Origin of the sequence: Staphylococcus aureus (assembly GCF_001027105.1) — a bacterium.
In the GTDB taxonomy this organism is placed as follows: domain Bacteria; phylum Bacillota; class Bacilli; order Staphylococcales; family Staphylococcaceae; genus Staphylococcus; species Staphylococcus aureus.
This window is the reverse complement of the sequence record NZ_CP011526.1, coordinates 1,438,170-1,457,700: the sequence shown is the minus strand read 5'-3', so window position 1 is coordinate 1,457,700 and position 19,531 is coordinate 1,438,170. Positions and strand designations below refer to the sequence as shown.

General features: G+C 35.9%; 1 protein-coding gene (running past one end of the window). It reads left to right on the top strand.

Translation table 11 applies throughout. The annotated features are described in order from the left end of the window. Positions 1–19,531, top strand: partial view of a hyperosmolarity resistance protein Ebh gene (ebh, locus tag AA076_RS07270; RefSeq protein WP_001836242.1) — the 3' portion only. The gene continues 12,344 nt to the left of window position 1, outside the view; only the last 19,531 of its 31,875 coding nucleotides appear in the window; its start codon lies off the left edge, out of view; its stop codon occupies positions 19,529–19,531.

The following is a 19,531-nucleotide window of genomic DNA, read 5'->3' as shown; positions in this document are numbered from 1 at the left end:
AAAACAAAACGCCAATACTGCTATTGATGCATTAACACAATTAAATACACCTCAAAAAGCTAAATTAAAAGAACAAGTGGGACAAGCCAATAGATTAGAAGACGTACAAACTGTTCAAACAAATGGACAAGCATTGAACAATGCAATGAAAGGCTTAAGAGATAGTATTGCTAACGAAACAACAGTCAAAACAAGTCAAAACTATACAGACGCAAGTCCGAATAACCAATCAACATATAATAGCGCTGTGTCAAATGCGAAAGGTATCATTAATCAAACTAACAATCCGACTATGGATACTAGTGCGATTACCCAAGCTACAACACAAGTGAATAATGCTAAAAATGGTTTAAACGGTGCTGAAAACTTAAGAAATGCACAAAACACTGCTAAGCAAAACTTAAATACATTATCACACTTAACAAATAACCAAAAATCTGCCATCTCATCACAAATTGATCGTGCAGGTCATGTGAGTGAGGTAACTGCTACTAAAAATGCAGCAACTGAGTTGAATACGCAAATGGGTAACTTGGAACAAGCTATCCATGATCAAAACACAGTTAAACAAAGTGTTAAATTTACTGATGCAGATAAAGCTAAACGTGATGCGTATACAAATGCGGTAAGCAGAGCTGAAGCAATTCTGAATAAAACGCAAGGTGCAAATACGTCTAAACAAGATGTTGAAGCGGCTATTCAAAATGTTTCAAGTGCTAAAAATGCATTGAATGGTGATCAAAACGTTACAAATGCGAAGAATGCAGCTAAAAATGCATTAAATAACTTAACGTCAATTAATAATGCACAAAAACGTGACTTAACAACTAAAATTGATCAAGCAACAACTGTAGCTGGTGTTGAAGCTGTATCTAATACGAGTACACAATTGAATACAGCGATGGCTAACTTGCAAAATGGTATTAATGATAAAACAAATACACTAGCAAGTGAAAACTATCATGATGCTGATTCAGATAAGAAAACTGCTTATACTCAAGCCGTTACGAACGCAGAAAATATTTTAAATAAAAATAGTGGATCAAATTTAGACAAAACTGCCGTTGAAAACGCGTTGTCACAAGTTGCTAATGCGAAAGGTGCCCTAAATGGTAACCATAATTTAGAGCAAGCTAAATCAAATGCAAACACTACTATAAACGGACTTCAACATTTAACAACTGCTCAAAAAGATAAATTGAAACAACAAGTGCAACAAGCACAAAATGTTGCAGGTGTAGATACTGTTAAATCAAGTGCCAACACATTAAATGGTGCTATGGGTACGTTAAGAAATAGCATACAAGATAACACAGCTACGAAAAATGGCCAAAACTATCTTGATGCTACAGAACGTAACAAAACAAACTATAACAATGCTGTTGATAGTGCTAATGGTGTCATTAATGCAACAAGCAATCCAAATATGGATGCTAATGCAATTAACCAAATCGCTACACAAGTGACATCAACGAAAAATGCATTAGATGGTACACATAATTTAACGCAAGCGAAACAAACAGCAACAAATGCCATCGATGGTGCTACTAACTTAAATAAAGCGCAAAAAGATGCGTTAAAAGCACAAGTTACAAGTGCGCAACGTGTTGCAAATGTAACAAGTATCCAACAAACTGCAAATGAACTTAATACAGCTATGGGTCAATTACAACATGGTATTGATGATGAAAATGCAACAAAACAAACTCAAAAATATCGTGACGCTGAACAAAGTAAGAAAACTGCTTATGATCAAGCTGTAGCTGCTGCGAAAGCAATTTTAAATAAACAAACAGGTTCAAATTCAGATAAAGCAGCAGTTGACCGTGCATTACAACAAGTAACAAGTACGAAAGATGCATTGAATGGTGATGCAAAACTGGCAGAAGCGAAAGCGGCAGCTAAACAAAACTTAGGCACTTTAAACCATATTACGAATGCACAACGTACTGACTTAGAAGGCCAAATCAATCAAGCGACGACTGTTGATGGCGTTAATACTGTAAAAACAAATGCCAATACATTAGACGGCGCAATGAATAGCTTACAAGGTTCAATCAATGATAAAGATGCGACATTAAGAAATCAAAATTATCTTGATGCGGATGAATCAAAACGAAATGCATATACGCAAGCTGTCACAGCGGCTGAAGGCATTTTAAATAAACAAACTGGTGGTAACACATCTAAAGCAGACGTTGATAATGCATTAAATGCAGTTACAAGAGCGAAAGCGGCTTTAAATGGTGCTGACAACTTAAGAAATGCGAAAACTTCAGCAACAAATACGATTGATGGTTTACCTAACTTAACACAATTACAAAAAGACAACTTGAAGCATCAAGTTGAACAAGCGCAAAATGTAGCAGGTGTAAATGGTGTTAAAGATAAAGGTAATACGTTAAATACTGCCATGGGTGCATTACGTACAAGTATCCAAAATGATAATACGACGAAAACAAGTCAAAATTATCTTGATGCATCTGACAGCAACAAAAATAATTACAATACTGCTGTAAATAATGCAAATGGTGTTATTAATGCAACGAACAATCCAAATATGGATGCTAATGCGATTAATGGCATGGCAAATCAAGTCAATACAACAAAAGCAGCGTTAAATGGTGCACAAAACTTAGCTCAAGCTAAAACAAATGCGACGAACACAATTAACAACGCACATGACTTAAACCAAAAACAAAAAGATGTATTAAAAACACAAGTTAACAATGCACAACGTGTATCTGATGCAAATAACGTTCAACACACTGCAACTGAATTGAACAGTGCGATGACAGCACTTAAAGCAGCTATTGCTGATAAAGAAAGAACAAAAGCAAGCGGTAATTATGTCAATGCTGATCAAGAAAAACGTCAAGCGTATGATTCAAAAGTGACTAACGCTGAAAATATCATTAGTGGTACACCGAATGCGACATTAACAGTCAATGACGTAAATAGTGCGGCATCACAAGTCAATGCGGCTAAAACAGCATTAAATGGTGATAACAACTTACGTGTAGCGAAAGAGCATGCCAACAATACAATTGACGGCTTAGCACAATTGAATAATGCACAAAAAGCAAAATTAAAAGAACAAGTTCAAAGTGCAACTACATTAGATGGTGTTCAAACTGTTAAAAATAGTTCTCAAACGTTGAATACAGCGATGAAAGGCTTAAGAGATAGTATTGCGAATGAAGCAACAATTAAAGCAGGTCAAAACTACACTGACGCAAGTCCAAATAATCGTAACGAGTACGACAGTGCAGTTACTGCAGCAAAAGCAATCATTAATCAAACATCGAACCCAACGATGGAACCAAATACTATTACGCAAGTAACTTCACAAGTGACAACTAAAGAACAGGCATTAAATGGTGCGCGAAACTTAGCTCAAGCTAAGACAACTGCGAAAAACAACTTGAATAACTTAACATCAATTAACAATGCACAAAAAGATGCGTTAACGCGTAGCATTGATGGTGCAACAACAGTAGCTGGTGTAAATCAAGAAACTGCAAAAGCAACAGAATTAAATAACGCAATGCATAGTTTACAAAATGGTATCAATGATGAGACACAAACAAAACAAACTCAGAAATACCTAGATGCAGAGCCAAGTAAGAAATCAGCTTATGATCAAGCAGTAAATGCAGCGAAAGCAATTTTAACAAAAGCTAGTGGTCAAAATGTAGACAAAGCAGCAGTTGAACAAGCATTGCAAAATGTGAACAGTACGAAGACGGCGTTGAACGGTGATGCGAAATTAAATGAAGCTAAAGCAGCTGCGAAACAAACGTTAGGTACATTAACACACATTAATAATGCACAACGTACAGCGTTAGACAATGAAATTACACAAGCAACAAATGTTGAAGGTGTTAATACAGTTAAAGCCAAAGCGCAACAATTAGATGGTGCTATGGGTCAATTAGAAACATCAATTCGTGATAAAGACACGACGTTACAAAGTCAAAATTATCAAGATGCTGATGATGCTAAACGAACTGCTTATTCTCAAGCAGTAAATGCAGCAGCAACTATTTTAAATAAAACAGCTGGCGGTAATACACCTAAAGCAGATGTTGAAAGAGCAATGCAAGCTGTTACACAAGCAAATACTGCATTAAACGGTATTCAAAACTTAGATCGTGCGAAACAGGCTGCTAACACAGCGATTACAAATGCTTCGGACTTAAATACAAAACAAAAAGAAGCATTAAAAGCACAAGTAACAAGTGCAGGACGTGTATCTGCAGCAAATGGTGTTGAACATACTGCGACTGAATTAAATACTGCGATGACAGCTTTAAAGCGTGCCATTGCTGATAAAGCTGAGACAAAAGCTAGTGGTAACTATGTCAATGCTGATGCGAATAAACGTCAAGCATATGATGAAAAAGTTACAGCTGCCGAAAATATCGTTAGTGGTACACCAACACCAACGTTAACACCAGCAGATGTTACAAATGCAGCAACGCAAGTAACGAATGCTAAGACGCAGTTAAACGGTAATCATAATTTAGAAGTAGCGAAACAAAATGCTAACACTGCAATTGATGGTTTAACTTCTTTAAATGGTCCGCAAAAAGCAAAACTTAAAGAACAAGTGGGTCAAGCGACGACGTTGCCAAATGTTCAAACTGTTCGTGATAATGCACAAACATTAAACACTGCAATGAAAGGTCTACGAGATAGCATTGCGAATGAAGCAACGATTAAAGCAGGTCAAAACTACACAGATGCAAGTCAAAACAAACAAACTGACTACAACAGTGCAGTCACTGCAGCAAAAGCAATCATTGGTCAAACAACTAGTCCATCAATGAATGCGCAAGAAATTAATCAAGCGAAAGACCAAGTGACAGCTAAACAACAAGCGTTAAACGGTCAAGAAAACTTAAGAACTGCGCAAACAAATGCGAAGCAACATTTGAACGGCTTAAGTGACTTAACTGACGCTCAAAAAGATGCAGTGAAACGTCAAATCGAAGGTGCAACGCATGTTAATGAAGTAACACAAGCACAAAATAATGCGGATGCATTAAATACAGCTATGACGAACTTGAAAAATGGTATTCAAGATCAGAATACGATTAAGCAAGGTGTTAACTTCACTGATGCCGACGAAGCGAAACGTAATGCATATACAAATGCAGTGACGCAAGCTGAACAAATTTTAAATAAAGCACAAGGTCCAAATACTTCAAAAGACGGTGTCGAAACTGCGTTAGAAAATGTACAACGTGCTAAAAACGAATTGAACGGTAATCAAAATGTTGCGAACGCTAAGACAACTGCGAAAAATGCATTGAATAACCTAACATCAATTAATAATGCACAAAAAGAAGCATTGAAATCACAAATTGAAGGTGCGACAACAGTTGCAGGTGTAAATCAAGTGTCTACAACGGCATCTGAATTAAATACAGCAATGAGCAACTTACAAAATGGTATTAATGATGAAGCAGCTACAAAAGCAGCTCAGAAATATACTGATGCAGATAGAGAAAAACAAACTGCATACAATGACGCTGTAACAGCAGCTAAAACGTTATTAGATAAAACAGCTGGTTCAAATGACAATAAAGCAGCTGTTGAACAAGCATTACAACGTGTGAATACTGCTAAAACAGCATTAAATGGTGACGAGCGATTAAATGAAGCGAAGAACACAGCTAAACAACAAGTAGCGACAATGTCACACTTAACTGATGCTCAAAAAGCAAACTTAACATCGCAAATCGAAAGTGGTACGACTGTTGCAGGTGTTCAAGGTATTCAAGCTAATGCCGGTACTTTAGATCAAGCAATGAATCAATTAAGACAAAGTATTGCTTCTAAAGATGCGACTAAATCAAGCGAAGATTATCAAGACGCGAATGCAGATTTACAAAATGCATACAATGATGCGGTAACTAATGCTGAAGGTATTATTAGTGCAACGAATAACCCTGAAATGAATCCTGATACAATTAACCAAAAAGCGAGCCAAGTGAACAGTGCGAAGTCTGCATTGAACGGTGATGAAAAATTAGCAGCAGCAAAACAAACTGCGAAATCAGATATCGGTCGTTTGACAGACTTGAACAATGCACAACGAACTGCGGCAAATGCTGAAGTGGATCAAGCACCAAATCTTGCAGCTGTCACAGCGGCTAAAAATAAAGCAACATCGTTAAACACAGCGATGGGTAATTTGAAACATGCACTTGCTGAAAAGGATAATACGAAACGTAGTGTCAATTACACAGATGCGGATCAACCAAAACAACAAGCGTATGATACTGCGGTTACACAAGCAGAAGCAATTACTAATGCTAATGGCAGCAACGCGAATGAAACACAAGTTCAAGCAGCACTAAACCAATTGAATCAAGCTAAAAATGACTTGAATGGTGATAATAAAGTTGCTCAAGCAAAAGAGTCAGCGAAACGTGCATTAGCTTCATATAGTAACTTGAATAATGCGCAATCAACTGCAGCAACTAGTCAAATTGACAATGCAACGACAGTAGCAGGCGTAACTGCTGCACAAAATACTGCTAATGAATTAAATACAGCAATGGGTCAACTTCAAAATGGTATAAATGACCAAAACACTGTTAAACAACAAGTGAACTTTACAGATGCTGACCAAGGTAAGAAAGATGCTTACACAAATGCTGTTACGAATGCTCAAGGTATTTTAGATAAAGCACACGGTCAAAATATGACGAAAGCACAAGTTGAAGCTGCATTAAATCAAGTAACGACTGCTAAGAATGCTTTAAACGGTGACGCAAATGTAAGACAAGCAAAATCAGATGCGAAAGCAAACTTAGGTACATTAACACACTTAAATAATGCACAAAAACAAGATTTAACATCACAAATCGAAGGCGCAACAACAGTCAACGGTGTAAATGGTGTTAAAACGAAAGCACAAGACTTAGATGGTGCAATGCAACGATTACAATCAGCTATAGCAAATAAAGATCAAACTAAAGCGAGCGAAAATTACATCGACGCAGATCCAACTAAGAAAACAGCATTTGATAATGCTATCACACAAGCTGAATCTTACTTAAATAAAGATCACGGTGCGAATAAAGATAAGCAAGCTGTTGAACAAGCAATTCAAAGTGTAACGTCTACTGAAAATGCTTTGAACGGTGACGCGAACTTACAACGCGCTAAAACTGAAGCTATACAAGCTATCGATAACTTGACACATTTGAATACACCACAAAAAACAGCATTAAAACAACAAGTGAACGCTGCGCAACGTGTATCAGGTGTAACTGATCTGAAAAATAGTGCTACATCACTTAATAATGCGATGGATCAATTAAAACAAGCAATTGCTGATCATGACACAATTGTAGCTAGTGGTAATTACACTAACGCGAGTCCTGATAAGCAAGGTGCTTATACTGATGCATATAATGCTGCGAAAAACATTGTAAATGGTTCGCCTAATGTGATTACAAATGCAGCAGATGTTACAGCAGCAACACAACGTGTTAATAATGCTGAAACAGGTTTAAACGGTGATACAAACTTAGCAACTGCGAAGCAACAAGCTAAAGATGCATTACGTCAAATGACACATTTATCTGATGCACAAAAACAAAGTATTACTGGTCAAATTGATAGCGCGACACAAGTAACTGGCGTTCAAAGTGTGAAAGACAACGCGACAAATCTTGATAATGCAATGAATCAACTTCGAAATAGTATTGCGAATAAAGATGATGTAAAAGCGAGTCAACCATATGTTGATGCAGATAGAGATAAACAAAATGCATACAATACAGCAGTTACAAATGCTGAAAATATCATTAATGCAACGAGTCAGCCGACACTTGATCCATCTGCAGTAACACAAGCAGCTAATCAAGTGAGCACTAACAAAACTGCGCTTAATGGTGCACAAAACTTAGCGAATAAAAAGCAAGAAACGACTGCTAACATCAACCAATTAAGTCATTTAAATAATGCTCAAAAGCAAGATTTAAATACGCAAGTGACAAATGCACCAAATATTAGCACAGTAAATCAAGTGAAAACTAAAGCTGAACAATTAGATCAAGCAATGGAACGTTTAATCAACGGAATCCAAGACAAAGATCAAGTGAAACAAAGTGTTAACTTTACAGATGCAGATCCAGAAAAACAAACAGCATACAACAATGCGGTAACTGCTGCTGAAAATATTATTAATCAAGCAAATGGTACAAATGCGAACCAATCACAAGTTGAAGCAGCACTTTCAACTGTAACAACTACGAAACAAGCGTTGAATGGTGATAGAAAAGTAACAGATGCTAAAAACAATGCAAACCAAACATTATCTACGTTAGATAACTTAAACAATGCACAAAAAGGTGCTGTTACTGGAAACATCAATCAAGCGCACACTGTAGCTGAAGTAACGCAAGCCATTCAAACCGCTCAGGAACTGAATACAGCGATGGGTAACTTGAAAAATAGCTTGAATGATAAAGACACTACACTTGGCAGTCAAAACTTTGCAGATGCAGATCCAGAGAAGAAAAATGCATACAATGAAGCGGTTCATAATGCTGAAAATATTTTAAATAAATCTACAGGTACGAACGTGCCTAAAGATCAAGTTGAAGCAGCTATGAATCAAGTGAATGCTACAAAAGCAGCGCTTAATGGTACTCAAAACCTTGAAAAAGCTAAACAACACGCAAATACAGCAATTGACGGTTTAAGCCATTTAACAAATGCACAAAAAGAGGCATTAAAACAATTGGTACAACAATCGACTACTGTTGCAGAAGCACAAGGTAATGAGCAAAAAGCAAACAATGTTGATGCAGCAATGGACAAATTACGTCAAAGTATTGCAGATAATGCGACAACAAAACAAAACCAAAATTATACTGATGCAAGTCAGAATAAAAAGGATGCGTACAATAATGCTGTCACAACTGCACAAGGTATTATTGATCAAACTACAAGTCCAACTTTAGATCCGACTGTTATCAATCAAGCTGCTGGACAAGTAAGCACAACTAAAAATGCATTAAATGGTAATGAAAACCTAGAGGCAGCGAAACAACAAGCGTCACAATCATTAGGTTCATTAGATAACTTAAATAATGCGCAAAAACAAACAGTTACTGATCAAATTAATGGCGCGCATACTGTTGATGAAGCAAATCAAATTAAGCAAAATGCGCAAAACTTAAATACAGCGATGGGTAACTTGAAACAAGCGATAGCTGACAAAGATGCTACGAAAGCGACAGTTAACTTCACTGATGCAGATCAAGCAAAACAACAAGCATATAACACTGCTGTTACAAATGCTGAAAATATCATTTCAAAAGCTAATGGCGGCAATGCAACACAAGCTGAAGTTGAACAAGCAATCAAACAAGTTAATGCTGCAAAACAAGCATTAAATGGTAATGCCAACGTTCAACATGCAAAAGACGAAGCAACAGCATTAATTAATAGCTCTAATGACCTTAACCAAGCACAAAAAGACGCATTAAAACAACAAGTTCAAAATGCAACTACTGTAGCTGGTGTAAACAATGTTAAACAAACAGCACAAGAGTTAAACAATGCTATGACACAATTAAAACAAGGCATTGCAGATAAAGAACAAACAAAAGCTGATGGTAACTTTGTCAATGCAGATCCTGATAAGCAAAATGCATATAATCAAGCAGTAGCGAAAGCTGAAGCATTAATTAGTGCTACGCCTGATGTTGTCGTTACACCTAGCGAAATTACTGCAGCGTTAAATAAAGTTACGCAAGCTAAAAATGATTTAAATGGTAATACAAACTTAGCAACGGCGAAACAAAATGTTCAACATGCTATTGATCAATTGCCAAACTTAAACCAAGCGCAACGTGATGAATACAGCAAACAAATCACGCAAGCAACACTTGTACCAAACGTCAATGCTATTCAACAAGCGGCGACAACGCTTAATGACGCGATGACACAATTGAAACAAGGTATTGCGAATAAAGCACAAATTAAAGGTAGCGAGAACTATCACGATGCTGATACTGACAAGCAAACAGCATATGATAATGCAGTAACAAAAGCAGAAGAATTGTTAAAACAAACAACAAATCCAACAATGGATCCAAATACAATTCAACAAGCATTAACTAAAGTGAATGACACAAATCAAGCACTTAACGGTAATCAAAAATTAGCTGATGCCAAACAAGATGCTAAGACAACACTTGGTACACTAGATCATTTAAATGATGCTCAAAAACAAGCGCTAACAACTCAAGTTGAACAAGCACCAGATATTGCAACAGTTAATAATGTTAAGCAAAATGCTCAAAATCTGAATAATGCTATGACTAACTTAAACAATGCATTACAAGATAAAACTGAGACATTAAATAGCATTAACTTTACTGATGCAGATCAAGCTAAGAAAGATGCTTATACTAATGCGGTTTCACATGCAGAAGGTATTTTATCTAAAGCAAATGGCAGCAATGCAAGTCAAACTGAAGTGGAACAAGCGATGCAACGTGTGAACGAAGCGAAACAAGCATTGAATGGTAATGACAATGTACAACGTGCAAAAGATGCAGCGAAACAAGTGATTACAAATGCAAATGATTTAAATCAAGCGCAAAAAGATGCATTAAAACAACAAGTCGATGCTGCGCAAACTGTTGCAAATGTAAACACGATTAAGCAAACAGCACAAGATTTAAATCAAGCAATGACACAATTGAAACAAGGTATTGCAGATAAAGACCAAACTAAAGCAAATGGTAACTTTGTCAATGCTGATACTGATAAGCAAAATGCTTACAACAATGCGGTAGCACATGCTGAACAAATAATTAGTGGTACACCAAATGCAAACGTGGATCCACAACAAGTGGCTCAAGCGTTACAACAAGTGAATCAAGCTAAGGGTGATTTAAACGGTAACCATAACTTACAAGTTGCTAAAGACAATGCAAATACAGCCATTGATCAGTTACCAAACTTAAATCAACCACAAAAAACAGCATTAAAAGACCAAGTGTCGCATGCAGAACTTGTTACAGGTGTTAATGCTATTAAGCAAAATGCTGATGCGTTAAATAATGCAATGGGTACATTGAAACAACAAATTCAAGCGAACAGTCAAGTACCACAGTCAGTTGACTTTACACAAGCGGATCAAGACAAACAACAAGCATATAACAATGCGGCTAACCAAGCGCAACAAATCGCAAATGGCATACCAACACCTGTATTGACGCCTGATACAGTAACACAAGCAGTGACAACTATGAATCAAGCGAAAGATGCATTAAACGGTGATGAAAAATTAGCACAAGCGAAACAAGAAGCTTTAGCAAATCTTGATACGTTACGCGATTTAAATCAACCACAACGTGATGCATTACGTAACCAAATCAATCAAGCACAAGCGTTAGCTACAGTTGAACAAACTAAACAAAATGCACAAAATGTGAATACAGCAATGAGTAACTTGAAACAAGGTATTGCAAACAAAGATACTGTCAAAGCAAGTGAGAACTATCATGATGCTGATGCCGATAAGCAAACAGCATATACAAATGCAGTGTCTCAAGCGGAAGGTATTATCAATCAAACGACAAATCCAACGCTTAACCCAGATGAAATAACACGTGCATTAACTCAAGTGACTGATGCTAAAAATGGCTTAAACGGTGAAGCTAAATTGGCAACTGAAAAGCAAAATGCTAAAGATGCCGTAAGTGGGATGACGCATTTAAACGATGCTCAAAAACAAGCATTAAAAGGTCAAATCGATCAATCGCCTGAAATTGCTACAGTGAACCAAGTTAAACAAACAGCAACGAGCCTAGATCAAGCAATGGATCAATTATCACAAGCTATTAATGATAAAGCTCAAACATTAGCGGACGGTAATTACTTAAATGCAGATCCTGACAAACAAAATGCGTATAAACAGGCAGTAGCAAAAGCTGAAGCATTATTGAATAAACAAAGTGGTACTAATGAAGTACAAGCACAAGTTGAAAGCATCACTAATGAAGTGAACGCAGCGAAACAAGCATTAAATGGTAATGACAATTTGGCAAATGCAAAACAACAAGCAAAACAACAATTGGCGAACTTAACACACTTAAATGATGCACAAAAACAATCATTTGAAAGTCAAATTACACAAGCGCCACTTGTTACAGATGTCACTACGATTAATCAAAAAGCACAAACGTTAGATCATGCGATGGAATTATTAAGAAATAGTGTTGCGGATAATCAAACGACATTAGCGTCTGAAGATTATCATGATGCAACTGCGCAAAGACAAAATGACTATAACCAAGCTGTAACAGCTGCTAATAATATAATTAATCAAACTACATCGCCTACGATGAATCCAGATGATGTTAATGGTGCAACGACACAAGTGAATAATACGAAAGTTGCATTAGATGGTGATGAAAACCTTGCAGCAGCTAAACAACAAGCAAACAACAGACTTGATCAATTAGATCATTTGAATAATGCGCAAAAGCAACAGTTACAATCACAAATTACGCAATCATCTGATATTGCTGCAGTTAATGGTCACAAACAAACAGCAGAATCTTTAAATACTGCGATGGGTAACTTAATTAATGCGATTGCAGATCATCAAGCCGTTGAACAACGTGGTAACTTCATCAATGCTGATACTGATAAACAAACTGCTTATAATACAGCGGTAAATGAAGCAGCAGCAATGATTAACAAACAAACTGGTCAAAATGCGAACCAAACAGAAGTAGAACAAGCTATTACTAAAGTTCAAACAACACTTCAAGCGTTAAATGGAGACCATAATTTACAAGTTGCTAAAACAAATGCGACGCAAGCAATTGATGCTTTAACAAGCTTAAATGATCCTCAAAAAACAGCATTAAAAGACCAAGTTACAGCTGCAACTTTAGTAACTGCAGTTCATCAAATTGAACAAAATGCGAATACGCTTAACCAAGCAATGCATGGTTTAAGACAGAGCATTCAAGATAACGCAGCAACTAAAGCAAATAGCAAATATATCAACGAAGATCAACCAGAGCAACAAAACTATGATCAAGCTGTTCAAGCCGCAAATAATATTATCAATGAACAAACTGCAACATTAGATAATAATGCGATTAATCAAGCAGCGACAACTGTGAATACAACGAAAGCAGCATTACATGGTGATGTGAAGTTACAAAATGATAAAGATCATGCTAAGCAAACGGTTAGTCAATTAGCACATCTAAACAATGCACAAAAACATATGGAAGATACGTTAATTGATAGTGAAACAACTAGAACAGCAGTTAAGCAAGATTTGACTGAAGCACAAGCATTAGATCAACTTATGGATGCATTACAACAAAGTATTGCTGACAAAGATGCAACACGTGCGAGCAGTGCATATGTCAATGCAGAACCGAATAAAAAACAATCCTATGATGAAGCAGTTCAAAATGCTGAGTCTATCATTGCAGGATTAAATAATCCAACTATCAATAAAGGTAATGTATCAAGTGCGACTCAAGCAGTAATATCATCTAAAAATGCATTAGATGGTGTTGAACGATTAGCTCAAGATAAGCAAACTGCTGGAAATTCTCTAAATCATTTAGATCAATTAACACCAGCTCAACAACAAGCGCTAGAAAATCAAATTAATAATGCAACAACTCGTGATAAAGTGGCTGAAATCATTGCACAAGCGCAAGCATTAAATGAAGCGATGAAAGCATTAAAAGAAAGTATTAAGGATCAACCACAAACTGAAGCAAGTAGTAAATTTATTAACGAGGATCAAGCGCAAAAAGATGCTTATACGCAAGCAGTACAACACGCGAAAGATTTGATTAACAAAACAACTGATCCTACATTAGCTAAATCAATCATTGATCAAGCGACACAGGCAGTGACAGATGCTAAAAACAATTTACATGGTGATCAAAAACTAGCTCAAGATAAGCAACGTGCAACAGAAACGTTAAATAACTTGTCTAACTTGAATACACCACAACGTCAAGCACTTGAAAATCAAATTAATAATGCAGCAACTCGTGGCGAAGTAGCACAAAAATTAACTGAAGCACAAGCACTTAACCAAGCAATGGAAGCTTTACGTAATAGCATTCAAGATCAACAGCAAACGGAAGCGGGTAGCAAGTTTATCAATGAAGATAAACCACAAAAAGATGCTTACCAAGCAGCAGTTCAAAATGCAAAAGATTTAATTAATCAAACTAACAATCCAACGCTTGATAAAGCACAAGTTGAACAATTGACACAAGCTGTTAACCAAGCTAAAGATAACCTACACGGTGATCAAAAACTTGCAGACGATAAACAACATGCGGTTACTGATTTAAATCAATTAAATGGTTTGAATAATCCGCAACGTCAAGCACTTGAAAGCCAAATAAACAACGCAGCAACTCGTGGCGAAGTAGCACAAAAATTAGCTGAAGCAAAAGCGCTTGATCAAGCAATGCAAGCATTACGTAATAGTATTCAAGATCAACAACAAACAGAATCTGGTAGCAAGTTTATCAATGAAGATAAACCGCAAAAAGATGCTTACCAAGCAGCAGTTCAAAATGCAAAAGATTTAATTAACCAAACAGGTAATCCAACACTCGACAAATCACAAGTAGAACAATTGACACAAGCAGTAACAACTGCAAAAGATAATCTACATGGTGATCAAAAACTTGCTCGTGATCAACAACAAGCAGTAACAACTGTAAATGCATTGCCAAACTTAAATCATGCACAACAACAAGCATTAACTGATGCTATAAATGCAGCGCCTACAAGAACAGAGGTTGCACAACATGTTCAAACTGCTACTGAACTTGATCACGCGATGGAAACATTGAAAAATAAAGTTGATCAAGTGAATACAGATAAGGCTCAACCAAATTACACTGAAGCGTCAACTGATAAAAAAGAAGCAGTAGATCAAGCGTTACAAGCTGCAGAAAGCATTACAGATCCAACTAATGGTTCAAATGCGAATAAAGACGCTGTAGACCAAGTATTAACTAAGCTTCAAGAAAAAGAAAATGAGTTAAATGGTAATGAGAGAGTCGCTGAAGCTAAAACACAAGCGAAACAAACTATTGACCAATTAACACATTTAAATGCTGATCAAATTGCAACTGCTAAACAAAACATTGATCAAGCGACGAAACTTCAACCAATTGCTGAATTAGTAGATCAAGCAACGCAATTGAATCAATCTATGGATCAATTACAACAAGCAGTTAATGAACATGCTAACGTTGAGCAAACTGTAGATTACACACAAGCAGATTCAGATAAACAAAATGCTTATAAACAAGCTATTGCTGATGCTGAAAATGTATTGAAACAAAATGCGAATAAGCAACAAGTGGATCAAGCACTTCAAAATATTTTAAATGCAAAACAAGCATTAAATGGTGATGAACGTGTAGCACTTGCTAAAACAAATGGTAAACATGACATCGACCAATTGAATGCATTAAACAATGCTCAACAAGATGGATTTAAAGGTCGCATCGATCAATCAAACGATTTAAATCAAATCCAACAAATTGTAGATGAGGCTAAGGCACTTAATCGTGCAATGGATCAATTGTCACAAGAAATCACTGACAATGAAGGACGCACGAAAGGTAGCACGAACTATGTCAATGCAGATACACAAGTCAAACAAGTATATGATGAAACGGTTGATAAAGCGAAACAAGCACTTGATAAATCGACTGGTCAAAACTTAACTGCAAAACAAGTTATCAAATTAAATGATGCAGTCACTGCAGCTAAGAAAGCATTAAATGGTGAAGAAAGACTTAATAATCGTAAAGCTGAAGCATTACAAAGATTGGATCAATTAACACATCTAAACAATGCTCAAAGACAATTAGCAATCCAACAAATTAATAATGCTGAAACGCTAAATAAAGCATCTCGAGCAATTAATAGAGCAACTAAATTAGATAATGCAATGGGTTCAGTACAACAATATATTGACGAACAGCACCTTGGTGTTATCAGCAGCACAAATTACATCAATGCAGATGACAATTTGAAAGCAAATTATGATAATGCAATTGCGAATGCAGCACATGAGTTAGATAAAGTGCAAGGTAATGCAATTGCAAAAGCTGAAGCAGAGCAATTGAAACAAAATATTATCGATGCTCAAAATGCATTAAATGGAGACCAAAACCTTGCAAATGCCAAAGATAAAGCAAATGCGTTTGTTAATTCGTTAAATGGATTAAATCAACAGCAACAAGATCTTGCACATAAAGCAATTAACAATGCCGATACTGTATCAGATGTAACAGATATTGTTAATAATCAAATTGACTTAAATGATGCAATGGAAACATTGAAACATTTAGTTGACAATGAAATTCCAAATGCAGAGCAAACTGTCAATTACCAAAACGCTGACGATAATGCTAAAACAAACTTCGATGATGCCAAACGTCTAGCAAATACATTGCTAAATAGTGATAACACAAATGTGAATGATATCAATGGCGCAATCCAAGCAGTCAATGATGCAATCCATAATCTTAATGGTGATCAACGACTACAAGATGCTAAAGACAAGGCAATTCAATCTATTAATCAAGCTTTAGCTAATAAGCTAAAAGAAATCGAAGCTTCAAATGCGACGGATCAAGACAAGCTTATTGCGAAAAATAAAGCAGAAGAATTGGCAAACAGCATCATCAACAACATTAATAAAGCAACAAGTAATCAGGCTGTATCTCAAGTTCAAACAGCAGGCAACCACGCGATTGAACAAGTGCATGCCAATGAAATACCAAAAGCAAAAATTGATGCCAATAAAGACGTTGATAAGCAAGTTCAAGCATTAATTGACGAAATTGATCGAAATCCAAATCTAACAGATAAGGAAAAACAAGCACTTAAAGATCGTATTAATCAAATACTTCAACAAGGTCATAACGGCATTAACAATGCGATGACTAAAGAAGAAATTGAACAAGCCAAAGCACAACTTGCGCAAGCATTACAAGACATCAAAGATTTAGTGAAAGCTAAAGAAGATGCGAAACAAGATGTTGATAAACAAGTTCAAGCTTTAATTGACGAAATCGATCAAAATCCAAATCTAACAGATAAGGAAAAACAAGCACTTAAAGATCGTATTAATCAAATACTTCAACAAGGTCATAACGACATTAACAATGCGATGACAAAAGAAGCAATTGAACAAGCAAAAGAACGTTTAGCGCAAGCATTGCAAGACATCAAAGATTTAGTGAAAGCTAAAGAAGATGCGAAAAATGATATTGATAAACGTGTACAAGCTTTAATTGACGAAATCGATCAAAATCCAAATCTAACAGATAAGGAAAAACAAGCACTTAAAGATCGAATTAATCAAATACTTCAACAAGGTCATAACGACATTAACAATGCGCTGACTAAAGAAGAAATTGAGCAGGCAAAAGCACAACTTGCACAAGCATTGCAAGACATCAAAGATTTAGTGAAAGCTAAAGAAGATGCGAAAAATGCAATAAAAGCCTTAGCTAATGCGAAGCGTGATCAAATCAATTCAAATCCAGATTTAACACCTGAGCAAAAAGCAAAAGCGCTCAAAGAAATTGACGAAGCTGAAAAACGAGCACTACAAAACGTTGAGAATGCTCAAACTATAGATCAATTAAATCGAGGATTAAACTTAGGTTTAGATGACATTAGAAATACACATGTATGGGAGGTTGATGAACAACCTGCTGTAAATGAAATTTTTGAAGCAACACCTGAGCAAATCCTAGTTAATGGTGAACTCATTGTACATCGTGATGACATCATTACAGAACAAGATATTCTTGCACACATAAACTTAATTGATCAGCTTTCAGCAGAAGTCATCGATACACCATCAACTGCAACGATTTCTGATAGCTTAACAGCAAAAGTTGAAGTTACATTGCTTGATGGATCAAAAGTGATTGTTAATGTTCCTGTAAAAGTTGTAGAAAAAGAATTGTCAGTAGTCAAACAACAGGCAATTGAATCAATCGAAAATGCGGCACAACAAAAGATTAATGAAATCAATAATAGTGTGACATTAACACTGGAACAAAAAGAAGCTGCAATTGCAGAAGTTAATAAGCTTAAACAACAAGCAATTGATCATGTTAACAATGCACCTGATGTTCATTCAGTTGAAGAAATTCAACAACAAGAACAAGCGCATATTGAACAATTTAATCCAGAACAATTTACGATTGAACAAGCAAAATCAAATGCAATTAAATCGATTGAAGATGCAATTCAACATATGATTGATGAAATCAAAGCTCGTACTGATCTAACAGATAAAGAGAAGCAAGAAGCTATTGCTAAGTTAAATCAATTAAAAGAACAAGCAATTCAAGCGATTCAACGTGCGCAAAGCATCGATGAAATAAGTGAGCAATTGGAACAATTTAAAGCTCAAATGAAAGCAGCTAATCCAACAGCAAAAGAACTAGCTAAACGCAAGCAAGAAGCTATTAGTAGAATTAAAGACTTTTCAAATGAAAAAATAAATAGTATTCGAAATAGTGAAATTGGCACAGCTGATGAAAAACAAGCAGCAATGAATCAAATTAACGAAATTGTGCTTGAAACAATTAGAGATATTAATAATGCGCATACATTACAGCAAGTTGAGGCTGCATTGAACAATGGTATTGCTCGAATTTCAGCAGTACAAATTGTAACATCTGATCGTGCTAAACAATCGTCAAGTACTGGAAATGAATCTAATAGCCATTTAACAATTGGTTATGGAACTGCAAATCATCCATTTAACAGTTCGACTATTGGACATAAAAAGAAACTTGATGAAGATGATGACATTGATCCACTTCATATGCGTCACTTTAGTAATAATTTCGGTAATGTTATTAAAAACGCTATTGGTGTGGTGGGTATCTCTGGTTTACTAGCTAGTTTCTGGTTCTTCATTGCCAAACGTCGTCGTAAAGAAGATGAAGAGGAAGAATTAGAAATAAGAGATAATAATAAAGATTCAATAAAAGAGACTTTAGACGATACAAAACATTTACCACTTTTATTTGCGAAACGTCGCAGAAAAGAAGATGAAGAAGATGTTACTGTTGAAGAAAAAGATTCGCTAAATAATGGCGAGTCACTCGATAAAGTTAAACATACGCCGTTCTTCTTACCAAAACGTCGTCGTAAAGAAGATGAAGAAGATGTGGAAGTTACAAATGAAAACACAGATGAAAAAGTGTTGAAAGATAACGAACATTCACCACTCTTATTCGCAAAACGACGCAAAGATAAAGAGGAAGATGTTGAAACAACAACTAGTATTGAATCTAAAGATGAGGACGTTCCTTTATTATTGGCTAAAAAGAAAAATCAAAAAGATAACCAATCCAAAGACAAAAAGTCAGCATCAAAAAATACTTCTAAAAAGGTAGCAGCTAAAAAGAAGAAAAAGAAAGCTAAGAAAAATAAAAAATAA